Origin of the sequence: Hydrogenophaga sp., assembly GCF_030373225.1 — a bacterium.
Classification (GTDB): domain Bacteria; phylum Pseudomonadota; class Gammaproteobacteria; order Burkholderiales; family Burkholderiaceae_C; genus Hydrogenophaga.
Genome location: NZ_JAUCZG010000001.1, coordinates 1 through 21275, shown reverse-complemented (window position 1 = coordinate 21275; position 21275 = coordinate 1). Strand labels below are relative to the sequence as shown.

Sequence of the window (21275 nt, the reverse complement as noted above, 5' to 3'; positions counted from 1 at the left end):
TCTCCTCTTGGTGGAAGGGCGTCAGACGCCCAGATACTCATTGAGCATGTCGGACTTGCTCTCGAGCTCGTTCTTGTTGACCGTGGCCACGATCTGGCCGTGCTCGATCACGTAGTGGCGGTCGGCCAGCGGCGCGGCAAACCGGAAGTTCTGTTCGACCATGACGATGGTCAGCCCCTTGGCCTTGAGCGCACGGATCACGCGCCCCAGGGTCTGCACGATCACCGGCGCGAGGCCCTCGGTGATTTCGTCGAGCAGCAGGATGCGTGCGCCCGAGCGCAGGATGCGCGCCATCGCCAGCATCTGCTGTTCACCGCCCGAGAGCCGCGTGCCCTGGCTGTGGCGGCGCTCCTTGAGGTTGGGAAACATCTCGTAGATCGCATCCACGCTCATGCCGCCCTCGCCCACCTTGGGCGGCAGCATCAGGTTTTCCTCGCAGCTCAGCGACGAGAAGATGCCGCGCTCCTCGGGGCAATAGCCCAGGCCCAGGCGCGCGATTTTGTTGGTCGGCATCTGGATGGTTTCCACGCCGTCGATCTGGATCGATCCGGTGCGCTTGCCCACCAGGCCAAGAATGGACTTGACGGTGGTGGTGCGGCCCGCACCGTTGCGACCCAGCAGCGTGACCAGCTCACCTTCGCGAATCTCGAAGTTGATGCCGTGCAACACGTGCGATTCGCCGTACCAGGTGTGGAGGTCGGTGACCTTCAGCAGGACTTTGCTCATCGAGAAACCTCCGCGCTGCGCACGGCGGTGCGCGCTGGCTTGGGGCGGCCCGGCGCTGCGCTCATTGTGTTTCCTCCACCGTGCCGACATAGGCTTCGAGCACCCGCGGGTCTTTCGACACGGTTTCGTACGGGCCCTCGGCGAGCACCGAACCGCGCGCCAGCACCGTGATGGTGTCGGAGAGGTTGGCGATCACGTTCATGTTGTGCTCCACCATGAGCACGGTGCGGTTGGCGGCCACCTTGCGGATCAGTTCGACCACCCGGCCCACGTCTTCGTGGCCCATGCCCTGCGTGGGTTCGTCCAGCAGCATCAGTTCGGGGTCCAGCGCCAGCGTGGTGGCGATCTCCAGCGCGCGCTTGCGGCCGTAGGGCAGCTCCACCGTCTGCGTCTGCGCGAAGCTGCCCAGGTCGACCTGCTCCAGCAGCGCCATGGCTTCGTCGTTGAGCGCATACAGGCTGGACTCGGGCTTCCAGAAATGAAAGCTGGTGCCCAGCTTGCGCTGCAGGCCGATGCGCACGTTCTCCAGCACGGTGAGGTGCGGAAACACCGCCGAGATCTGGAACGACCGCACCATGCCCGTGCGCGCCACCTCGGCCGCCTTGTGGCTGGTGATGTCTTCGCCCTTGTAGAAGATCTTGCCCGAGGTCACGGGCAGGAACTTGGTCAACAGGTTGAACATCGTGGTCTTGCCGGCACCGTTGGGCCCGATCAACGCGTGGATCGAGCCCCGCCGGACCTTCAGGTTGACCTTGTCAACCGCGACAAAACCCTTGAACTCCCGGGTGAGTTCACGCGTTTCGAGAATGTAGTCGGTGCTCATGAATGTCGATCTCCCGCAAGGAGCCGCAGGCCAAGGGCCGGCGGGCGAGCTGGAAATCCGGTCTCCTGTGTCTCTTGATGGCGGCCTTCGGAAACGAGCGACCGAAGGCTGTCTGCTCCGCGCGATTGTTAGCGAACTAACGAATTTCGCGACCTAGGGAATTCACTCCCGTCGAGTCGCACGCATGACAACACAACCGGCAACAGCACGGCTGCGCTGTCGACGCACCGCCTTCATCAGTTGACACGCCCGATCTGTCGAACCACCTTGAGCATGGTGCCGGCGTCTTCCTTGACGAAGCGGTCGAACTCCGGCGCGTCCTGGAACTGGAACGAGGTGCCGGCGGTGGTCATGACCTGGATGGTGCGTTCGTCGCGGGTGGCGGCACGCGCCGCCTCGCGCAGCTTGCTCACCACATCGGGCGGGGTGCCGGCCGGCACGAAGATGCCCGACCACTGCGAGTAGCTGATCGGCACGCCGAGTTCCTTGAAACTCGGCACATCGGGCAGCAGGGCCAGGCGGCCTTCGCCCCAGTGCGCGAGCGCCCGCATCTTGCCGGCCTTGATCTGGCCCGCCACGCTGGCCGGACCGCTGGCCACGGCATCGATCTGGCCGCTGAGCAGGCCCAGCAGGGCCGGGCCGGCGCCGGTGTAGGGCACGTGCAGCATGAAGGTGGATGTGGCCGACTTCAGCTGCTCCATCGGCACGTGCATGGTGCCGTAGTTGCCCGACGAACCGAAAGAAATGCGGCTCGGATTGGCCTTGGCATGGGCGATGAAGTCGGCGTAGGTCTTCCAGGGGCTGTCGGCACGCACCACCAGCACGGTCGGGTCGGCCGTGATGCGGGCGATCGGCAGCAACTGGTTCAACTCGAACATCGGAGGGCGGTTGAGGATCTTGTCGGCCTCGGGCAGCACCACCACCGAGGACAGGGCCATCAACATCGTGTAGCCATCGGGCGCGGCCTTGGCCACCTGCGCCATGCCGATGCCTCCGCCGGCGCCGGCGCGGTTGACCACCACCACCGTCTGGTTGAGGTGCTTGCCCATGGCCTCGGCCACCGGGCGACCCACGGTGTCGGCCACACCGCCGGGCGGGAACGGCACCACCATGCTGATCGGCTTGCTCGGGTAGGCGTCTTGCGCCAGTGCAGACACGGCGGCGGTGCTGGCCACGGTGGCGGCCGCGACGGCCAGGCAGAGGCGTTTGAAATGTCGGTTCATGCGGGTGATCTCCTGTTGTGAAAGTTCAGACGAAGGCGTTCTGCAGGCTGCCGATGCCGTCGATCTCGATGCGCACCACGTCGCCCTTGCGCAGGAACACGGGGGGCTTGAGGCCCATGCCCACGCCGGCCGGCGTGCCCGTGGCGATCACGTCGCCAGGGTAGAGCGTGATGCCGCGCGAGATGGTCTCGATCAGCGTGGGAATGTCGAAGATCAGGTCTTCGGTGCGGCCGTCCTGGCGCAGCGTGTCGTTGACCCAGCAACGCACCCGCGTGTGCTGCCCGTCGAGCTCGTCGGCGGTCACGATCCATGGCCCCATCGGGCAGAAGGTGTCGAAGCTCTTGCCCATGTCCCATTGCTGGTGGCGCATCTGCACGTCGCGCGCGGTCACGTCGTTGACGATGGTGTAGCCGTACACATGCTTCATCGCGTCGCCGCGCGCGATGTTCTTGCCACCCACGCCGATGATCACGGCCAGTTCGGCCTCGTAGTCGATCTGCTCCGACACCGCCGCGCCCGGCAACACCACATCGGCGCCGTCGGCGATCACGCACTCGGGTACCTTGGTGAACACGATCGGCCAGGTGGCGGGGTTGGCGTTGTTGTCCTTGAACACCGAGGTCTGCAGTTCCTTGGCGTGCTCGTGGTAGTTGCGCCCCACGCACCACAGGTTGCGCCGGGGCATCGGCAAGGGTGCCTCCAGCCGCACCGCCTTCAGGGGCAGCGCCTCACCCACCAGCGCCGGCAGGGCATCGCCCCGGGCCGCGGCTTCGATCAGCGGCAAGGCACCGCGGGCCGCCTGCGCGGGGTCCAGCGCAAAGACCGTGACGCCCTGGCCATCGGCTGCGATCTGCCCGACCCGGCGCTGACCTTCATGAACAAACGTGGCAATGCGCACAGACACTCCTTGGAATAAATACCATTAAATACCAATAGGTACCAGAAAGAACCGATGTTAGACCAGCCAGCGAGCGATCCACAGCGGGTTTTCACCGATGCCCGGGGCCGCTGCCGGGCCGGCACTCATTGGTCTGCTTTGGTATATTGGTGGCCACCATGAGCATCTCGACCTCCCTGCGCGAAACCATCCTGACCCAGCTGCAGGCCGGGCACTGGAAGGCCGGTGACCGCCTGCCCACCGAGCGGGAGCTGGCCGAAGGTTACGGCGTGAGCCGCACCACCGTGCGCCGCGCGCTGGCGGACCTGAAGCAGCAGGGCCTGATCGAGCAGACCGTGGGCAGCGGCACCTTTGTCGCGCAACAGGCCACCAGCCCATGGCAGCAGGACTCTGCTCAGCACACCAGCCCGGCCGAGCTGATGGAGGCGCGTCTGGCGCTGGAGCCGGCCATCATCGATCTGGTGGTGCGCAATGCCACCACCGCCGACTTCACCCGCATGCTGTCGTGCTGCACCAGCGCCGAGCAGGCCACCAGCCTGGAAGCGTTCGAGCACTGGGACGCTGAACTGCACGAAGCCATTGCCGACGCCGCGCACAACAGCTTTGTGTCCAGCGTGTTCAAGCTCATGAAACAGGTGCGCGCCCAGGGCGACTGGGGGCAGCTGAAGAAGAAAAGCGTCACGCCCGAGCGCCGCCTGGCCTACCAGCGCGAACACCGCCAGCTGGTGGACGCCCTGCGCGACCGCGACGCCGTCCGCGCCAAGGCCGGCACGCTGGAGCACCTGCTGCATGTGCGGCACAACCTGCTCGGACACTGACTGCCTACAATTCAGCGTCTCCCGGCCCGTCATCGAGACGGCCGATTCCCGGCGACCTCCGCCAATCGCCCCGCCGTCTCTGCCGCGCCGGCTGCCCCCGGGCCGCTCGGCTCCAGGACAAGCACCGAACCCATGAAATCTTTCCAGCAGGACTGGTTGTCCAACGTCCGCGGCGACTTGCTCGCCGGTCTCGTCGTCGCACTGGCCCTCATCCCGGAGGCCATTGCCTTCTCCATCATTGCCGGGGTAGACCCCAAGGTGGGGCTCTACGCCTCGTTCTGCATTGCGGTGGTGATCGCCTTCACCGGCGGGCGCCCGGGCATGATCTCGGCCGCCACCGGTGCCATGGCGCTGGTGATGGTCACGCTGGTGAAGGACCACGGCCTGCAATACCTGCTGGCCGCCACCGTGCTCACCGGCGTGCTGCAGATCATCGCGGGCTGGGTGCGCCTGGGCGTGCTGATGCGTTTTGTCTCGCGCTCGGTGGTCACCGGCTTCGTCAATGCACTGGCGATCCTGATCTTCATGGCGCAACTGCCCGAGCTCACCAACGTGACCTGGCACGTCTACGCCATGACCGCTGCGGGTCTGGTCATCATCTACGGCTTTCCGTACATCACCAAAGCCATTCCGTCACCGCTGGTGACCATCGTGGTGCTGACCGGCGTGGCGCTCTACCTGAACCTGGACGTCCGCACCGTGTCCGACATGGGCGAGCTGCCCGACAGCCTGCCGTTCTTCCTGATCCCGCAGATCCCGTTCACCCTGGAAACGCTGCTGATCATCTTCCCGTACTCGCTCACGCTCATGGTGGTGGGCCTGCTCGAATCGCTCATGACGGCCACCATCGTGGACGACCTGACCGACACCAAAAGCGACAAGAACCGCGAATGCGTGGGCCAGGGCGTGGCCAACATCACCAGTGGCTTCATCGGTGGCATGGCGGGCTGCGCCATGATCGGTCAGTCCATCATCAACATCAAGTCGGGCGGACGCGGGCGCCTGTCCACCTTGTCGGCGGGCATCTTTCTGCTGCTCATGGTGGTGTTCCTCGGCGACTGGGTCGGCCGGATCCCCATGGCCGCGCTGGTGGCCGTCATGATCATGGTCTCCATCGGTACCTTCAACTGGGCCTCGCTCAAGGGCCTGCGCGACCACCCGCGCAGCTCCAGCGTCGTCATGCTGGCCACCGTCGCCGTGACCGTGGCCACGCACGACCTGGCCAAGGGTGTGCTGGTGGGCGTGCTGCTCTCGGGCTTCTTCTTTGCACACAAGGTGGGCCAGATCCTGCGCGTGCAGTCGCGCGCTGAAGACGACGGCCGCACCCGCACCTACCAGATCCTGGGTCAGGTGTTCTTTGCGTCGGCCGACCGTTTCACCAACTCGTTTGACTACAAGGAAGTGGTGGACAAGGTGCGCATCGACGTGAGCCGCGCGCATTTCTGGGACATCACGGCCGTGAGTTCTCTCGACAAGGTGGTGTTGAAGTTCCGCCGCGAAGGCACCGAGGTGGAGGTGGTGGGCCTGAACCAGGCCAGCGCGACGCTGGTGGACAAGTTCGGTGTGCACGACAAGGACGGCGCTGACGACATGCTCACGGGTCACTGACATGGACAGCATGAACATGAGCCTGGACAACAAGGTGCTTGCCTGCGTGGACCGGTCCCCCTACGCCGACCACGTGACCGACGCCGCCGCCTGGGCCGCGCTGCGCCTGGGCGCACCGCTGGAGCTGCTGCATGTGATCGACCGCCAGCAAGGCATCGCGCCGGTCACCGACCACAGCGGTGCCATCGGCGTGAACGCGCAGGAGAACCTGCTCAACCAGCTGACCGAAGACGAAGCCAGCGTGGCGGTTCGCGAACGCGAGCAGGGCCGCTTGTTCCTCAACCGCTTGCGCCTGCGCGCCCAGGCCAGCGGCGTGGCCGCGCCCGACATGCGCCAGCGCCACGGATCGCTGGTGGAAACGCTCACCGAGCAGCAGGTCGACGTGCGCCTGGTGGTCATGGGCCGGCGTGGTGAATCGTCCACCACCACGCTGCGCGACCTCGGCCGCAACGTGGAGCGCGTGGTGCGCGCCATGGAGCGCCCCATCCTCACCGTGACCGACAACTTCACACCGCCAGCCCGGGTGCTGATCGCCTTTGACGGCGGCTCGGCCTCCCGCCACGGTGTGGAGATGGTGGCCGCCAGCCCGCTCTTCAAAGGCATCCCCTGCCACCTGCTGATGGTCGGCAAGGAGGGCCGTGGCGAGGCTTCAAAACAACTGCAGGTGGCGCAGGCTGCACTGATGGCCTCCGGCATCGACACGTCCGCGGCCCAGGTGATGGGCGACCCGGAAACCGCCGTGGCGCGCTACATCGACGAGCAGCGCATCGACATGCTGGTGATGGGCGCGTACACGCACTCGCCGCTGCGCAGCCTGTTCATGGGCAGCCGCACGAGTGAACTGCTGCGCTCGGCCAGGGTGCCCACCCTGCTGCTTCGCTGAGCCAATACCCGACTCGGGTGTAACGTCGCCCCATGCCCGCCAACTACGCCCGCTACCTGATCGGCACCCAGCGCACCGCCGAATCCAACCGGGAGCTCGGCTTCGTGCTGGCCTTCGTCGCCGGTGCCATCAACGCCGGCGGCTTCCTGGCGGTGAAGCAATACACCTCGCACGTCACCGGCATGGTGTCCTCGCTGGCAGACAACCTGGCGCTGGGCCAGCTCGGCCTGGTGGTGGACGCTGCCGTGGGCGTGCTGTCCTTCCTGCTCGGCGCCATGTGCTGCGCCATCATGGTCAACTTTGCAAGGCGCCGCCAGCTCTCAAGCGAATACGCCCTGCCGCTGCTGCTGGAAGCGGCACTCATCCTGTGTTTCGGGCTGATGGGTGCCCGGCTGTCCACCTTCGAGGGGCTGCTGATTCCCTTCACCGTGGTGCTGCTGTGTTTCATCATGGGACTGCAGAACGCCATTGCCACCAAGCTCTCCAGCGCGGTGATCCGCACCACCCACATGACCGGCATCGTGACCGACCTGGGCATCGAACTGGGCAAGCTCGTCTACTGGAACGGCAAGGGCGACCACCCCTTGAAGGTGCGCGCCGACCGGCAGCGCATGGCGGTGCTGGGCGGGCTGCTGGCGGCCTTCACGGTCGGTGGCGTCGCCGGCGCCTACGGCTTCAAGCAGGTGGGCTACGGATTCACCGTGCCGCTGGCCCTGCTGCTGGCGGTGCTGGCTCTGGTTCCCACGGTGGACGACCTGCTGCGCCACCGAAAGGCCGGGCCGTGACAAGGTATTGCAACCCGGGTCCAATGAACGCATGAAATACCTGCACACCATGGTCCGCGTGACCGATCTCGAAGCCTCCCTGAAGTTCTACCGCGACGCCCTCGGCCTGGAGGTGGTGCGCATCCGGGAGGTGCCGCAAGGCCGCTTCACGCTGGCCTTTCTGGCCGCACCCGGCGACCACAGCGCACAGGTCGAACTCACCCACAACTGGGACCCGGAGAGCTACACCGGCGGCCGCAACTTCGGCCACCTCGCCTACCTCGTGGACGACATCTACGCCACCTGCGAGCGCCTGCAGGCGCACGGCGTGAGCATCCTGCGCCCACCGCGTGACGGCCACATGGCCTTCGTGCGTTCGCCCGACAACATCTCGATCGAGCTGCTGCAAAAGGGCGACCCCCTGCCGCCGAGCCCGCCCTGGGTGGACATGGCCAACAGCGGCAGCTGGTGAGGCCTGCAGCCCCACCCTGAACCCGCGCAGCCAGCGCAAAGACAAGGCCCGCCGGGCGTCCAGTGACGCCCGGCGGGCCTTGTCGTTGGGGGCCGGGTGCCTGTCAGGCCGGCGTGCGCCGCTGCCAGCAGAACCGGGGCAGGCCGATGCGCACCGCCCCGCTGCCGTTCCAGTCGGGCTCAAGCCCGGCCTCGCGCAGCGCCTCGCAGATCGTCTGGCCGATGGCGATCTCGTCTTCGTCTTCGACGCTGTCGCTGTCGATGGGGCCAAAGGCCAGGAACAGGCCTTCGTCGTCGAGCGCGCGGTCGATGTCCTGCGTGTGGAAGAAGCAGAAGCCCTTGTAGCGGTCTTGCTCCACCCCCGAGGCATCGAGCGCCTCACCCACGCAGCGGACACCATCGCGCAGGCTGTCGCCGGTGCATTGCAGGGCGCAGATGCCCAACACATGCAGCCGGGCAAAAACACGGTCGAGCCGGTCGCAGTCGGTGGTCAGCGGCCAGCCGGCTTCGGAGGTGCGTTTCTCCGAAAAGGTTTCTGCGGCCACGGCACTGACCTTGTCGATGTCGAACAGGAAACCGTCGGTGGCGCGCCGTTCGATCAACGCGTCGATGTCGGCGGGAGAATCAAATCCACGCCAGATGGCGTTCACCACCTCGACCAGCATGTCTTCGGTGGCTTCATCGGTGGCGCCTTCGATCACGTCATCGAGGCTGTCGTGGCTGGGGCTGCTGGGCGTGGCGTGTTTGTGGTCGGTCATGGTGCGGCGGCGTCGAGGGTTGCTGAGCGAGGTCCCCGACGGCGGTGCCCGTGTGTCAGCCGCTGTCCGGAGCCGCCGCCGATGCTAGCCACACCCCTGCTCTCTCACCAGTGCCCGTTGCCCTGCGCCAACGGCTACTGCGCCCGCGGTATTGCGCACGGTTCAGCCGAGCGCCGCGCCGCTGCGTGCGGCCGCTTCAGTGCTCGCGCAGTTTTGCGCGCAGCCGCGCAATCGACTGGCTGTGCAGCTGGCAGATGCGCGATTCGGTCACGCCGAGCACGGCGGCGATTTCCTTCAGGTTCATGTCGTGCTCGTAATACATGCTCATGATCTGCTGCTCGCGCTCGGGCAACACGTTGATGGCGGCCACCAGCGCGGTGCGCATGCGGTGGTCCTGCAACCTGGCCGAAGGATCGGCTTCGCTGTCGCCCATGTGGCGGTCGAGAAAACCGTCTTCATCGTCACCGTTGCCGCTGATGTCCTCGAGGTACACCAGCTGCGTGCCACGCACCTTGGCCAGCAGGTGCTGGTAGTCGGCCAGGGGCATGCCGAGCTCGGCGGCGATCTCGGATTCCTTGGGCACGCGCTGCAGTTTCTGCTGCAGCCGACTCACGGCCTGCTCGATGTCTTTCTGGCTCTTGCGCGAACCGCGCGACATCCAGTCGCCCTCGCGCAGCTCGTCGATCATGGCGCCACGGATGCGCTGGCTGGCAAAGGTCTCGAACTGCACGCCCTGCGTGGGCTCGAAGCGCGCGATGGCTTCGGTCAGGCCGATCATGCCGACCTGGATCAGGTCGTCGAGTTCCACGCTGGGAGGCAGCTTGGCGATCATGTGGTGGGCGAGCCGCCGCACCAGCGGGCTGTATTTGCGCAGCTGGTCGTCGCGGTTGAGCGTGCCTTTGGCGGTGTACATCTTCAGCTCCAGAGGGGTGTCGTCGGGGTGCCGCGAACCAGGCCGTGGTACCCGTGCGGGCCGGCGTCGGCCGGTGAGGTGATGGCGCTGGCCTGGGCACGGTGGCCCCAGGTGTGCGCAGGCCAGCTCTCCAGCTTCAGGCCGAGGTGGCGTGACGCACAGTCGGTGACCGAGGTCACCAGCGGCTGCAGCGCCTGCGCACCACCGGCGGCCAGGGGTGCCAGCACGGGCGCCAGGCCCGCGCTGTGCAGCAACTTGACGGCGCCGTAGGCATCGATGCTGGCCTGCGGCTGGTCGATCAGCGGCACCATCGCGCGGGCGTTCAAGCCCGGCAGCAGGCCGGCCAGCGCGAAGGCCGGCGCATACAGCAGCACGATCACGCCGGGTGCGAACGGCGCCAGCAGGCGGGCCAGCGCCACCGGCGCGCCAGCGGCGTGGGTGGTTTCCTGGAGGGCCTGCAGGCCGCGCGCGCCGGGCATCACCAGCCAGTCGGCGAGGTCGTTGGGGTGTTCAAGGTGCCCGATGGAGGGGTCTTGCAAGGCGCGCAGCAGGCCGAGGTGGTTGCCGCTGTCGCGCTGGAAACCGGTGGACTCGTTGGCGGTGCCGTCCACGATGACGACGCAGCGCCCCTGGTTGGCGAGGCAGCCGGCCAGCATGTACAGCCACTCGTGGCCGCGCGACGGTTGCGCCGGGCTGGCCAGGGGCAGCAAGGCGGCACCACCGCTGCGGCTCTCGCCGCGCAGTCCGGCGGCCTGATCGAAGCCGTGTTCAAACATGAGAGGCCCCCAGGTTCACGCCATGGGTGCTGGTGGGGGCGAAGTAGACGCCCATGTCGGTGGCGACCGGGTCGAAGGCCGACTTGCCGGCCGTGCCCATGGACATGCGCACCAGCGCCTGGGCATCGGGGTTCTGCCAGTCTTCGGGCACGCGCTGGCCGTTGGCCACGCCGTGCAAGCTCACCTGGTGGCGGATCAGTGCGTCCAGCGCCGGGCCGAGCTTCACGGCTTCGTCCACCTTGGAGAGCACCACACCGTGCAGCGAGCTGGCCTTGAACGAGGTCAGCGTCTCGTCGAGCGTGTCGCCTTGCGAGCCGGCGTTGAGCACCAGCGTCTTCTTGACCTTGGGCATGTCCAGCACATCGAGCATGTCCTGGATGCGCTGGTCGCGCTGGCCCAGGCCGGCGGTGTCGATGATCACCAGGCGCTTGCCCGAGAGCAGGTTGAGCAGGTCCTTCAGCGCAGCGCGGTCGTGCGCCAGGTGGGCCACCACACCGAGCATGCGGCCGTAGGCGCGCAGCTGTTCGTAGCCCGAGACGCGGTAGGTGTCGAGCGTGATCATGCCCACGCTCGCAGCACCGTATTGCTTGACGCACTGGGCAGCGAGCTTGGCCGCGGTGGTGGTCTTGCCCACGCCGGTGGCGCCGATCAGCGAGACCACGCCGCCTTCGTCGCACAGCCCGGCAGAGGGCGCGCTCACCTTGAGGTTGCGCGTGATCACGTCCATGAGCCAGCGAAAGGCCTCGGGCGCGCCGGCGTCTGTCGGGACACGGTCGAGCACGGCACGGGCCATCGCGGGCGAGTAGCCGGCGCGGATCATCTTGAGCATCAGGTTCGACTGGATCGGGTTCTGCTTGGACGAACCGAGCCAGGCCAGCGTGTTGAAGCGCTCTTCGATCATGTCCTTGAGCGCGGAGAGCTCGACCGCCATGCGGCTGTCGTCCTTGCTGGCGAAGCGCACCGAAGGCTGCGAGTCTTCCCAGGCCGGCTCGGCCTCGTCGCGGGTGCGGATGGGCTGCTGGCCCAGGCGGCTGCCGAACACGGCGTGCGCCGGCTGGTTGAAACGCTGCACCGGCACCTCGATCGGCTCGGCCGCGGGCTGCACGCGGGGCACGGGGCGAACCGCAGCGGCCTGCACCGGTGCGGCCAGCGGGGCGCGGGGCTGCGCCGCTGCTGGCGGGGTGGTCTCGGCGGGCTCGGGCGCCTGCATCATTTCGCGGCGCTTGCGCAGCATGCGTTCACGCACGTATTCCTGGAACGACAGCGTGCTCATGGCCAGCGCTTCGGTGTCGCCCTCGACCGACTCGGGCTGTGCCTGCGTGTGCGTGGCGGCGGGCCTGGCACGGGCCGGTGCCGGCCGCGTCGCGACCGGTGCCGGCGTGGCGTTGTCGGCCAGCGAAGCCAGGCTCTCCTCGGCCGCGGCCATCACCTCGAAGCCCTCGGCGCTGGAGCGGGTCGAGAGAATCACCGCGCTGTCGCCAAAGGCCATGCGGGCCTTGGCCATGGCTTCGCGGGAGGTGGGAGCAAGAAAGCGCTGGATGTTCATGATGCAAGTTCTCCAAGAATCGGGCCGATGCGGATCAGGTGGGTTTCAGGAATTTCGCTGTGTGCCAGCACCTGCAGGCGCGGTGCGGCGCGGCGCAGCAGGCGGGCCATGGCGGTGCGGATGGCGTCGGGCACCAGCAGGCAGGCGGGCACGCCCTTCTCTTCCTGCTTGTTGGCGATGTCGGAGGCGGACTTGCTGAGCATGTCGGCCACGCCGGGGTCGAGCGCGCCGTTGGCAGCGCCGCTCAGGGCCTGCATCAGCAGGCGCTCCAGACCGGGCTCGATGGCGATCACCTCGAGCTCCTTCACCGGGCCGTAGATCTGCTGCACGATGGCCGGTGCCAGCGCCATGCGCACGCGGCGGGCCAGTTCCTGCGGGTCGGTGGTGGCAACAGCGTGTTCGGCGATCGCTTCGATGATGGTCCGGATGTCGCGCACATGCACCGACTCTTCCAGCAGCAGCTGCAGCACTTTCTGGAAGGAAGCGACAGAGATCATCTTGGGCACGACTTCTTCGATCAGTTTGGGGGCCAGCTTGGTGACGTGTTCAACCAGGTCCTGGGTCTCCGTCCGGCTGAGCAACCTGGCTGCCTGGACTTGCATCAAGTGTGAAAGATGCGTCGCCAGCACGGTCTCGGAATCAACCACGGTAAAACCGGCCATCTGCGCGTTTTCACGCTGCTTGTCATCGATCCAGTGCGCGGGCAGGCCGAACGCCGGGTCGGTGGTCGGGGTGCCGATGAGCGGGGTGCCCAGGCCGCCCGGGTCGATGGCCAGGAACATGCCGGGAAACACCTCGCCCTCGCCCACCACCACGCCGCGCAGGGTGATGCGGTAGGCGCTCGGACGCAGTTCCAGGTTGTCGCGCACGTGCACCGCCGGCGGCAGAAAGCCGACCTCCTGCGCGAACTTCTTGCGCACGCCCTTGATGCGGGTCAGCAGATCGCCCTGGCGCGTCTTGTCCACCATGGCGATCAGTCGGTAGCCCAGCTCCAGGCCGAGCAGGTCCACCGGTTGCAGGTCGTCCCAGGTGGCTTCGCCGTCGCTCTGCACGGCGGGTGCTTCGGGCTCGGCCACGGGCCGGGCGTCGACCCGGGTGCGCCACCAGGCCAGGGCGCCGAAGATGGCCGCAAAGCTCAGGAACACGGTGTGCGGCATGCCGGGAATCACGCCCAGCAGCAACATGACCGCCGCCACGATGCCGAGCACCTTGGAGGAGATGAACATCTGCTGCATCACCTGTGCGCCCAGGTCTTCGTCCTTGCCCACGCGCGAGACCACCATGGCCGCGGCCACCGAGATCAGCAGCGAGGGAATCTGTGCCACCAGCGCGTCGCCCACCGCCAGCAGGATGTAGGTGCTGGCCGCTTCGCTGGCCGACAGGCCGTGCTGCATCAGACCCACCGCGAAGCCGCCGATGATGTTGATGATCAGGATCAGGATGCCGGCGATCGCGTCGCCCCGCACGAACTTGGAGGCGCCGTCCATGGAGCCGAAGAACTCGGCCTCGTCGCCGACTTCCTGGCGCCGCTTCTTGGCCTGTTTCTCGTCGATCAGGCCGGCGTTGAGGTCGGCATCGATCGCCATCTGCTTGCCGGGCATCGCGTCCAGCGTGAAGCGGGCCGACACCTCGGCAATGCGCTCGGAGCCCTTGGTGATCACGATGAAGTTGATCACCACCAGGATCACGAACACCACGAACCCGACCGCGAAGTTGCCGCCGATCAGGAAGTGGCCGAAGGCCTCGATCACCGCACCGGCCGCACCCGGCCCGGTGTGGCCTTCGAGCAGCACGACACGGGTGGAGGCCACGTTCAGGGACAGGCGCAGCAGCGTGGTGAGCAGCAGCACGGTGGGAAACACCGAGAAGTCCAGCGGCCGCTTCATGTAGGCCGCCACCATCATCACCACCAGGGCGAGCGCGATGTTGAGCGTGAAGAAGGTGTCGAGCAGCCAGGGCGGCAGCGGCAACACCATCATCGACAGCACCGCGATCACCAGCATCGGAGCGGCCAGACCGCCGGCCCAGGCCGCGTTGCGGTTGAGCCATTGCTGCAGGGGCGCGAGCAGGTTCATTCGGAGTCCTTCGTGGCGGATTTCTTGAAGTGCGGGTCGAGCTCGGGCGGCACCTGCGGCGTGGGCATGTCGCCGGGCATGGCGCCCTGGCCTTTCATGGCGGCCTTGAGCTGGTACACGTAGGCCAGCACCTGGGCCACGGCGGTGTACAGGGCAGAGGGCACCTCGCCGTCGAGCTCGGCGTGGGCGTAGAGCGCACGCGCCAGCATGGGCGACTGCAGCACCGGCACGTTGTGTGCCTTGGCCACGTCGCGGATCTTCAGCGCGATCAGGTCGGCGCCCTTGGCCACCACGCGCGGCGCGTTCATGGAGGCATCGTCGTAGCGGATCGCCACCGCGTAGTGGGTCGGGTTCATCACCACCAGGTCGGCCCTGGGCACCGCGCCCACGCTGTTGCGCTGGGCCATTTCGCGCTGGCGCGCGCGGCGTTGCGACTTCACGTGCGGATCGCCCTCGGCTTCCTTGTGCTCCTGCTTCACTTCCTGCAGCGACATCTTGAGTTGCTGGGCATGCAGGTATTTCTGCAAGGGCACGTCGAGGACGGCGAAGAAGGTCACCACCGCGAGCAGCAGGCCCACACCTGTCATGAGCCAGCTGGCGAGCTGGCCGATGCCGGACTCCAGGGGCTGCATCACCAGCGTGGCAAACAGCTCGGCGTGGGCACCGATGAACTGCCAGGCCACCAGGCCCACCACGACCGTGATGCCGAACAGCTTGGCGGTGTCGGCCAGTTGCTGTTTGGAGAACAGGCGGCCGATGCCCTTGAGCGGATTCAGGCGGCCGAGGTCGGGCATGAGCGGCTTGCTGCTCAAGGCATAGCTGCCGGCGGCCACCGTGGCGGCGATGGCCACCGCGAGCACCAGCACGCCCAGCGGCAGGTAGAGCATGAGGCCCTGCGAGAAGCCGTCCACCAGGCGCTGCAGCATCTGGTCGGGTTGCCGCACGGACACGTTGTCGAAACGCAGCTGGCTTTGCAGCGTGGTGCGCAGCTTCTCGAAACCCATGGGGGCGAGCGCGAGCAAGAGCAGCGAGCCGCCGCCCAGCACCGTGAGGTTGGACAGGTCCTTGGAACGCGGCACCTGGCCGTCCGTGCGCGCCTTTTTCAGGCGTTGCGCGGTGGCGGGCAGGTTCTTGTCTTGACTGGAGGTATCCATGGAGCGGGCTCACGTGATCGGTGAATCCGATTCTGGAATCCGCTGGGGAAAACTAAAGCGCGATAAGGCTCGGTGAACGGGTGCTTTTCTCGGATGCGCCTCTTCGGGCTCGTGGCGCCTGGGCGCGCTGCTCCGCGAATGTCCTCCGGCGGCTGGAGCCGCCTCCCCCTTGACTTCGCTGCGCAGCGCACCCAGCCGCCCCAAGCTTGCGGGCTTGGTGGGCTTGCGTGGCTACGGGGTCCGGGCTTGGGGATTAGAAGCCCAGCGAGGCGAGCAGGTCGTCCACCTGCTTCTGGTCGTTGACCACATCGGTGCGGCCTTCGGCGTCGACCACCGGGCCGGCCAGTTCGTAGGCCTGGTCCTGGCCGGGCTGGCCCGAGGGAGCCGACTGCAGCAACAGGCTGAGCAGTTGTTCTTCTATCGTTCCTGCGAGCTGCACCACGCGGGCGATCACCTGGCCGGTGAGGTCGTGGAAATCCTGCGCCATCATGATGTCGGTCAGGCGCGCATCGGTCTGCTCGCTGGTCTTGACGATGTCGTTCGTCCATTCCATCAGTTCGGGCATGGCCTTGGCCAGCGCCGGCACGCGCGAGATGGTGTCGGCCAGCTGGCGGCCGCGCTCGGCGATCAGGCCCTGCTCGGTCTTGCCCAGCTCCACATGGTTGAGCACCTTCTCGGCCGCTTCACCGGTGAGGCGGGCGATGTAGGAGAGGCGGCTTTGCGCGTCGGGGAGCTGGTCGACCGTTCCCTTGAGCTTGTCGGTGTAGCCCAGCTCCTTCAGCGCGTCGTGCAACTGGCGCGTGATCGAGCCCAGTTTCTGGAACATCTGGGGGTGGCCGGGTGTCGCTGCTTCATCGTGTGTCATGGCAGCGTCCTTTCAAATGCCGAGCTTCTTGAAGATGTTGGCCAGCTTGTCTTCCAGCGTCGCCTTGGTGAAGGGCTTGACGATGTAGCCAGCCGCGCCGCTCTGGGCAGCCAGCACGATGTCTTCCTTGCGGGCTTCGGCCGTGACCATCAGCACCGGCAGGTGCTTGAGCTTCTCGTCCTTCTTGATTTCAGCGAGCAGTTCGAAGCCGTTCATGTTGGGCATGTTGATGTCGGACACCACGAAGTTGAACGCGCCATTGCGCAGCTTGTTCAAGGCGATGGCGCCGTCCTCGGCCTCGTCGGCATCGGCATGGCCGATTTCTTTCAGCAGGTTGCGCACGATGCGGCGCATGGTGGAGAAGTCGTCAACGATCAGGAATTTCATCGGGGTGGACATGCAGGCCTCCGAGGGCGGGTGGGAAGGTGGGGTGGAGACGGCGGCTGCTCAGCCACCGCTCCCTGGGGTTGTTTTCGTCACATCAGCGGGAATCTGAAGCGATGGCGCGGTGGAGGTCTCGTCAGGCGGTGCGCTGGCCGGCGGGGCCACGACTGCAGAAACCGCGCCGGGCGCCATGCGGTCTTCGGCCGCCTGCGTCATCACCACGATGCTGATGCGCCGGTTGATCGGATCGGTGGGCGTTTCCGGGCGCAACAAGCGGCTGGAGGCCAGACCTTCCACGCGACGCAGCTTGTCGTCGGGCAAGCCCCCCGAGATCAGTTCACGCCGCGAGGCATTGGCGCGGTCGGCCGAGAGTTCCCAGTTGCTGTAGCCGCGCTCGCCGCTGCCATAGGGCGTGGCATCGGTGTGGCCGGCCAGGGCGATGCGGTTGTCCACGTCTCTCAGTGCGGCGCCGATTTCACGCAGGATCTCGCTCATGTAGGGCTTCACCAGCGAACTGCCGGTGTCGAACATCGGGCGGTTCTGCTGGTCGACGATCTGGATGTGCAGGCCATCGGTGGTTTTTTCCAGCTGGATCTGCGAGCCGTACTCGGCCAGCCTGGGGTTGCTCTGGATGATCGCGGCGATCTTCTCTTCCAGCGCATCGAGCCGCGCGGCCTCCTGGCGGGCCTTGGCCTCCTGGGCCATCTGCGCACCCATCACCTTGGCGGCACGCTCCTTGTCGCCGCTGTCCATCTGACCGAACGCCTTGCTCAGGTCGCGCCCGCCACCGGGCAGGATGCTGCTGCTGTTGCCGGTGCCCGGACCGCCCATGAGCGAGACCTTCACCGGTGACTGGAAATAGCTGGCAATGCCGTCGAGTTCGCCCTTGGCGGTGGATCCGAGCAACCACATGAGCAGGAAGAACGCCATCATGGCCGTCACGAAGTCGGCGTAGGCGATCTTCCAGGCGCCACCATGAGCCGAGTGGCCACTCTTCTTGATGCGCTTGATGATGATCGGTTGAAGCTTCTTTCCAGCTCCGGCCATGTCAGCCTCCTTTTAAAGCGCAGCGCATGAAGTGCCCCAGACCAAGGGCGTCGAGGGTCCGGCTCCGCCGGCCCAAGCCGCCGCCCCCCTCCCAGGGGGGAGCGCCGAAGGCGCGCGGGGGGTGCATCACTTCTTGCCCTTGACGTGGGCTTCGAGTTCGTTGAACGTGGGCCGAACATCAGACAGCAGAACCTTGCGGCCGAACTCGATGGCTGTGGCGGGGGCGTAGCCCTGCATGCTGGCCAGCAGCGTGGTCTTGATGCACTGGAATTCCTTGCTGCTTTCCTCCACCTTCTGGTCCATCAGTCCGCCCAGTGGCTCGAACACGCCGTAGGCCAGCAGGATGCCGAGGAAGGTGCCCACCAGGGCCGAGGCGATCATGCCGCCGAGGATGGCGGGCGGCTGGCCCACCGAACCCATGGTGTTGATCACACCCAGCACGGCGGCCACGATGCCGAAGGCCGGCAGGCCACCGGCGAGGCGGCCGATCGCGGCCACCGGGGCATGGGCTTCCTGGTGGTGGGTTTCGATCTCGCTGTCCATGAGCGACTCGATCTCGTGCGCGTTGAGGTTGCCCGAGACCATCATGCGCAGGTAGTCGGTGATGAACTCGACCACGTGGTGGTCGGCGGCGATGGTGGGGTACTTCTTGAACACCGCCGACTCGTGCGGGTTCTCCACATCCTGCTCGATCGCCATCAGGCCTTCCTTGCGGGCCTTTTGCAGAATGTCGTACTGCAGCGCCATGAGTTCGAGGTAGCGGGCCTTGGTGTAACGGCTGCCCTTGAAGCAGCCCGCCAGCCCCTTGAGGGCCGCCTTCACCACCTTCATCTGGTTGTTGATGATGAAGGCGCCCAGCGCTGCGCCAAGGATGGTCGTCATCTCGAACGGCAGCGCCTTGAGCACCACCGCGATGTTGCCGCCGTGGAAGATGTAGACGCCGAAGATGCAAAGCATCGAAACGACAAGACCGATGATGACGAACATGTGTGTGGGCCTGAAAGAGGACGCGGCACCGGGGTGACGCGTGACTTTGGGGGGATGCCTTTTCTATCGACCAACTCTAGGTGCGATTGAAGGAGTCCATAAACGCGAAATGGACCCGCATCGGGGTCCATTTCAGGTTTTGGAAACGGCGGTGATCAGTGCAGGCGGAGTCCACCCGAGGCCGCGCCTTTTCCGGCACGCGCTGGTGGCTGGCACAGGCCGCACACGAAGTGGCGGTTTTCATAGGGCTCGGTCACGAAGTTGCCGCCACAGCAGGTGCACTTGGTCAGGGTCAGCATGCCGTTGTCGACGAACTTCACCAGGCGCCAGGCGCGGGTGACCGACAGAATGGGCTCGATCGCGCTGGCCGACATCTGGTCGTTGTACAGACGGAAGGCCTTGATCACCGTGTCGATCTCTTCGAGCTCGCTGGTCTTGCTCAGGTACTCGTGGATGTTGAGGAACAGCGAGGCGTGGATGTTGGGCTGCCAGGTCAGAAACCAGTCGGTGGAGAAAGGCAACTGGCCTTTGGACGGGCTCTTGCCCGCCACTTCCTTGTACAGGCGCAACAGGCGCTCGTAAGACAGGCTGGTTTCATACTCCAGCACCTGCAGGCGCGCACCCAGCTGGATCAAGGCCACCGCCCGCTCGATGTCGCGGGATTCGTTGAGGATGCTTTTGCCGACGGCCATGGTGAACTCCGGGTATGTGAGAAAAGCTGGTCTTTGCCAGGGGTGCCGCGGGACTGGCTTTGCCAGACCGCAGGCACCGCCCCCTTGAGGGGGTGACGCCGAAGGCGGCGCGGGGGTGTTCCGCTGAATCGATCAGTGCGCAGCCATCGATTCAGCAAATTTCCCGGCCATCAGGATGCTGGCATGCAGCTGCGTGGTGGTGGCGTTGTCCACCTTCTTCACGTTGTGGCTGGTCAGCAGGTTCCACACCAGGTCGTCGTCCACCCGGAAGCGGCACAGCAGCATGTTGCTCGATGCGATCTTGAGCAGCTGCGCGGTGGACAGCATGCCCAGCAAATCAGCGGCTTCTTCGGTCAGGCCGAGGCGGAACAGCGCTTCGGCGCGGTCCTTGCGGATCAGGTTTTGAGCCAGCATCAGGTAGGTGAGGTTGGCTTCGCGGATTTCTGCCAGGAGTTGTTCGCTGTCCATGATGTGTTCCTTCGGTGTGGGGTCTGGGTTGTTGGCGACCTGCTTACAACTCCTGACCCGATGTGTGTAATTGTGTCGAGGGCAACAATTTCTTGAATCGGCAAACGGCTGTACCGCGTGTCATGTGTGCACCACCCGCGTGTCATCCAACGGCCTACGTCTTTGGTACTCAAAACGGTCCTGCCTGTGCGGGTGCCAAACGGGATTCACCACCGGCACGTGAGGCTGCTCCCCCCGGCAGACACAGCCGCCGACGGGAGCAACTGGCCCTGGAAACGAATTCCAAGCAGCCCTAAAGAATCCGCCTGGTCCTCCGAAATTGATTGCAACGGACTTCTAAAAAGGTTCGTCGTCCGGCCAGCGAAGCATTCAGCCCAGCACCGGTCAGGCAGCCAGCCCTCTGGCTGGTGTCGAGATTGGCAGCAATGCCGGATTGCTTTTCATCCATTTTTAGGAGTTAGTCATGACCACCATCAACACAAACGTGATGTCGATGAACGCCCAGCGCAACCTGATGTCCTCGCAGGGTTCGCTGGCCACTTCCATGCAGCGCCTGTCTTCGGGCCTGCGTGTCAACAGCGCCAAGGACGACGCCGCCGGCCTGGCCATTGCCGAGCGCATGAACGCCCAGGTCAAGGGCCTGAGCGTGGCAGCGCGCAACGCCAACGACGGCATCTCGCTGGCACAGACCGCTGAAGGCGCACTCGGCAAGGTCGGCGACATGCTGCAGCGCATGCGTGAGCTGTCCGTGCAGTCGGCCAACGCCACCAACAGCAGCGACGACCGCGACGCCCTGCAGGCCGAGGTGAAGCAGCTGTCCGATGAAGTCGACCGCGTCTCCAAGCAGACCTCGTTCAACGGCAAGAAAGTGCTCGACGGCTCCTTCACCGCCGCGAGCTTCCAGGTCGGCGCCAACGCCGGCGACAACATCACCATCGGCTCGCTGGCCGACACCACCGCCGACAACCTCAGCACCGTGATCTATGGTGAAGCAACCGCCACGGTGACGGCCGCCAACATCACGGACTTCGACGAAGACATCGCTGCCGGTGTTCTGACCATCACTGTGGGCGGCGGTACCGCGGTCGATCTGGGTGCCATTGAAGGCGCCTCATCCGAGACGGCGCGTCTGGGCCAGGTCATCGAAGCCATCAACCGCAAGACCGCCGACACCGGCGTGTCCGCCTTCCTGGTGGACAACGAAGACGGTACCTTCGACGTGGAACTGCTGTCATCCCAGCTCAACGCTGCGGGTACCGCACCGGCCACCGTCGAATTCTCGGCAGGCTTCGCCGTGGCCGACACCGGTCTGCTGGAAGCCACTGGCGATGCGGTTGACACCGCCGCTTCAGCCGCCGACTCGACCGGCATCTCCAACATCGACGTGACGACCGAA

Annotated in this window: 22 protein-coding genes; 6 read left to right on the top strand and 16 right to left on the bottom strand. The window is 66.0% G+C overall.

Translation table 11 applies throughout. The annotated features are described in order from the left end of the window. Window positions 1–21: 21 nt before the first annotated feature. From QUV35_RS00110 to QUV35_RS00095, 4 genes are all read right to left on the bottom strand, one after another. A complete protein-coding gene (locus tag QUV35_RS00110) occupies window positions 22–726 on the bottom strand; it encodes an ABC transporter ATP-binding protein (RefSeq protein ID WP_300870079.1) in 705 nt (234 codons plus the stop codon). Window positions 727–787: 61 nt separating this feature from the next. Next, entirely contained in the window at window positions 788–1549 is a 762-nt protein-coding gene (locus tag QUV35_RS00105) for an ABC transporter ATP-binding protein (RefSeq protein WP_300870078.1), read from the bottom strand. Between the two features lie 236 nt (window positions 1550–1785). Further along, on the bottom strand, window positions 1786–2772 hold the full coding sequence (locus QUV35_RS00100) for a tripartite tricarboxylate transporter substrate binding protein (protein ID WP_300870077.1): 987 nt from the start codon (window positions 2770–2772) through the stop codon (window positions 1786–1788). A gap of 25 nt (window positions 2773–2797) precedes the next feature. Next, the gene (locus QUV35_RS00095; protein WP_300870076.1) at window positions 2798–3670 is read right to left on the bottom strand and encodes a fumarylacetoacetate hydrolase family protein; all 873 of its coding nucleotides are present in this window, start codon (window positions 3668–3670) and stop codon (window positions 2798–2800) included. Between the two features lie 158 nt (window positions 3671–3828). Between QUV35_RS00095 and QUV35_RS00090 the strand changes: the two genes are divergently transcribed. The 5 genes from QUV35_RS00090 (at window position 3829) to QUV35_RS00070 (ending at window position 8215) form a co-directional block, all read left to right on the top strand. After that, complete coding sequence (locus tag QUV35_RS00090; RefSeq protein ID WP_300870075.1) at window positions 3829–4488, top strand: FadR/GntR family transcriptional regulator; 660 nt, start codon at window positions 3829–3831, stop codon at window positions 4486–4488. Between the two features lie 132 nt (window positions 4489–4620). After that, complete coding sequence (locus QUV35_RS00085) at window positions 4621–6096, top strand: SulP family inorganic anion transporter (protein WP_300870074.1); 1476 nt, start codon at window positions 4621–4623, stop codon at window positions 6094–6096. A 1-nt stretch (window position 6097) separates the two neighbouring features. Continuing rightward, complete coding sequence (locus QUV35_RS00080) at window positions 6098–6979, top strand: universal stress protein (protein ID WP_300870073.1); 882 nt, start codon at window positions 6098–6100, stop codon at window positions 6977–6979. Window positions 6980–7011: 32 nt separating this feature from the next. After that, window positions 7012–7764 carry a YoaK family protein gene (locus QUV35_RS00075; RefSeq protein ID WP_300870072.1) on the top strand — a complete coding sequence of 251 codons (753 nt, stop codon included), beginning with the start codon at window positions 7012–7014 and terminating at the stop codon, window positions 7762–7764. A 31-nt stretch (window positions 7765–7795) separates the two neighbouring features. Next, window positions 7796–8215, top strand: coding sequence for a VOC family protein (locus QUV35_RS00070; RefSeq protein ID WP_300870071.1), 420 nt, complete (start codon window positions 7796–7798; stop codon window positions 8213–8215). A 103-nt stretch (window positions 8216–8318) separates the two neighbouring features. Here QUV35_RS00070 and QUV35_RS00065 read toward each other — a convergent pair whose 3' ends face one another. The 12 genes from QUV35_RS00065 to flhD all read right to left on the bottom strand — a co-directional run bounded on the left by QUV35_RS00065 (window position 8319) and on the right by flhD (window position 19879). Further along, entirely contained in the window at window positions 8319–8972 is a 654-nt protein-coding gene (locus QUV35_RS00065; RefSeq protein WP_300870070.1) for a hypothetical protein, read from the bottom strand. Window positions 8973–9168: 196 nt separating this feature from the next. Continuing rightward, the gene (locus QUV35_RS00060) at window positions 9169–9885 is read right to left on the bottom strand and encodes an RNA polymerase sigma factor FliA (protein ID WP_300870069.1); all 717 of its coding nucleotides are present in this window, start codon (window positions 9883–9885) and stop codon (window positions 9169–9171) included. A 2-nt stretch (window positions 9886–9887) separates the two neighbouring features. Beyond that, window positions 9888–10661 carry a hypothetical protein gene (locus tag QUV35_RS00055; RefSeq protein ID WP_300870068.1) on the bottom strand — a complete coding sequence of 258 codons (774 nt, stop codon included), beginning with the start codon at window positions 10659–10661 and terminating at the stop codon, window positions 9888–9890. Then, entirely contained in the window at window positions 10654–12207 is a 1554-nt protein-coding gene (gene flhF / locus QUV35_RS00050) for a flagellar biosynthesis protein FlhF (protein WP_300870067.1), read from the bottom strand. The genes QUV35_RS00055 and flhF overlap by 8 nt, the downstream gene beginning before the upstream one ends. Beyond that, window positions 12204–14282 (bottom strand): flagellar biosynthesis protein FlhA, encoded by a 2079-nt coding sequence (gene flhA / locus QUV35_RS00045; RefSeq protein ID WP_300870066.1) that lies wholly within the window; start codon window positions 14280–14282, stop codon window positions 12204–12206. Before flhA ends, flhF begins: the two co-directional genes overlap by 4 nt. Further along, window positions 14279–15436, bottom strand: a complete 1158-nt coding sequence (locus tag QUV35_RS00040) for an EscU/YscU/HrcU family type III secretion system export apparatus switch protein (RefSeq protein ID WP_300870065.1) — start codon at window positions 15434–15436, stop codon at window positions 14279–14281. The genes flhA and QUV35_RS00040 overlap by 4 nt, the downstream gene beginning before the upstream one ends. 253 nt (window positions 15437–15689) lie before the next feature. After that, window positions 15690–16301: a protein phosphatase CheZ gene (locus tag QUV35_RS00035; RefSeq protein WP_300870064.1), complete on the bottom strand. Its 612-nt coding sequence runs from the start codon at window positions 16299–16301 to the stop codon at window positions 15690–15692. 12 nt (window positions 16302–16313) lie between these two features. Continuing rightward, complete coding sequence (gene cheY / locus QUV35_RS00030; RefSeq protein WP_300870063.1) at window positions 16314–16700, bottom strand: chemotaxis response regulator CheY; 387 nt, start codon at window positions 16698–16700, stop codon at window positions 16314–16316. A gap of 48 nt (window positions 16701–16748) precedes the next feature. Then, entirely contained in the window at window positions 16749–17732 is a 984-nt protein-coding gene (motB, locus tag QUV35_RS00025; protein ID WP_300870062.1) for a flagellar motor protein MotB, read from the bottom strand. Between the two features lie 126 nt (window positions 17733–17858). Then, complete coding sequence (gene motA, locus QUV35_RS00020; protein ID WP_300870061.1) at window positions 17859–18719, bottom strand: flagellar motor stator protein MotA; 861 nt, start codon at window positions 18717–18719, stop codon at window positions 17859–17861. 155 nt (window positions 18720–18874) lie between these two features. After that, complete coding sequence (flhC, locus tag QUV35_RS00015) at window positions 18875–19411, bottom strand: flagellar transcriptional regulator FlhC (protein WP_300870060.1); 537 nt, start codon at window positions 19409–19411, stop codon at window positions 18875–18877. Between the two features lie 132 nt (window positions 19412–19543). After that, window positions 19544–19879, bottom strand: coding sequence for a flagellar transcriptional regulator FlhD (gene flhD / locus QUV35_RS00010; protein WP_056268595.1), 336 nt, complete (start codon window positions 19877–19879; stop codon window positions 19544–19546). Window positions 19880–20342: 463 nt separating this feature from the next. Here flhD and QUV35_RS00005 point away from each other — a divergent pair. Further along, a partial coding sequence (locus tag QUV35_RS00005) for a flagellin hook IN motif-containing protein (RefSeq protein WP_300870059.1) occupies window positions 20343–21275 on the top strand: 933 nt, incomplete at its 3' end.

What these genes read in the sequence shown, in the direction of transcription:
- QUV35_RS00110 (WP_300870079.1), bottom strand. Translation starts at nt 726, where the DNA reads ATGAGCAAAGTCCTGCTGAAGGTCACCGACCTCCACACCTGGTACGGC.
- QUV35_RS00105 (WP_300870078.1), bottom strand. Translation starts at nt 1,549, where the DNA reads ATGAGCACCGACTACATTCTCGAAACGCGTGAACTCACCCGGGAGTTC.
- QUV35_RS00100 (WP_300870077.1), bottom strand. Translation starts at nt 2,772, where the DNA reads ATGAACCGACATTTCAAACGCCTCTGCCTGGCCGTCGCGGCCGCCACC.
- QUV35_RS00090 (WP_300870075.1), top strand. Translation starts at nt 3,829, where the DNA reads ATGAGCATCTCGACCTCCCTGCGCGAAACCATCCTGACCCAGCTGCAG.
- QUV35_RS00085 (WP_300870074.1), top strand. Translation starts at nt 4,621, where the DNA reads ATGAAATCTTTCCAGCAGGACTGGTTGTCCAACGTCCGCGGCGACTTG.
- QUV35_RS00080 (WP_300870073.1), top strand. Translation starts at nt 6,098, where the DNA reads ATGGACAGCATGAACATGAGCCTGGACAACAAGGTGCTTGCCTGCGTG.
- QUV35_RS00075 (WP_300870072.1), top strand. Translation starts at nt 7,012, where the DNA reads ATGCCCGCCAACTACGCCCGCTACCTGATCGGCACCCAGCGCACCGCC.
- QUV35_RS00070 (WP_300870071.1), top strand. Translation starts at nt 7,796, where the DNA reads ATGAAATACCTGCACACCATGGTCCGCGTGACCGATCTCGAAGCCTCC.
- QUV35_RS00065 (WP_300870070.1), bottom strand. Translation starts at nt 8,972, where the DNA reads ATGACCGACCACAAACACGCCACGCCCAGCAGCCCCAGCCACGACAGC.
- QUV35_RS00060 (WP_300870069.1), bottom strand. Translation starts at nt 9,885, where the DNA reads ATGTACACCGCCAAAGGCACGCTCAACCGCGACGACCAGCTGCGCAAA.
- QUV35_RS00055 (WP_300870068.1), bottom strand. Translation starts at nt 10,661, where the DNA reads ATGTTTGAACACGGCTTCGATCAGGCCGCCGGACTGCGCGGCGAGAGC.
- flhF (WP_300870067.1), bottom strand. Translation starts at nt 12,207, where the DNA reads ATGAACATCCAGCGCTTTCTTGCTCCCACCTCCCGCGAAGCCATGGCC.
- flhA (WP_300870066.1), bottom strand. Translation starts at nt 14,282, where the DNA reads ATGAACCTGCTCGCGCCCCTGCAGCAATGGCTCAACCGCAACGCGGCC.
- QUV35_RS00040 (WP_300870065.1), bottom strand. Translation starts at nt 15,436, where the DNA reads ATGGATACCTCCAGTCAAGACAAGAACCTGCCCGCCACCGCGCAACGC.
- QUV35_RS00035 (WP_300870064.1), bottom strand. Translation starts at nt 16,301, where the DNA reads ATGACACACGATGAAGCAGCGACACCCGGCCACCCCCAGATGTTCCAG.
- cheY (WP_300870063.1), bottom strand. Translation starts at nt 16,700, where the DNA reads ATGTCCACCCCGATGAAATTCCTGATCGTTGACGACTTCTCCACCATG.
- motB (WP_300870062.1), bottom strand. Translation starts at nt 17,732, where the DNA reads ATGGCCGGAGCTGGAAAGAAGCTTCAACCGATCATCATCAAGCGCATC.
- motA (WP_300870061.1), bottom strand. Translation starts at nt 18,719, where the DNA reads ATGTTCGTCATCATCGGTCTTGTCGTTTCGATGCTTTGCATCTTCGGC.
- flhC (WP_300870060.1), bottom strand. Translation starts at nt 19,411, where the DNA reads ATGGCCGTCGGCAAAAGCATCCTCAACGAATCCCGCGACATCGAGCGG.
- flhD (WP_056268595.1), bottom strand. Translation starts at nt 19,879, where the DNA reads ATGGACAGCGAACAACTCCTGGCAGAAATCCGCGAAGCCAACCTCACC.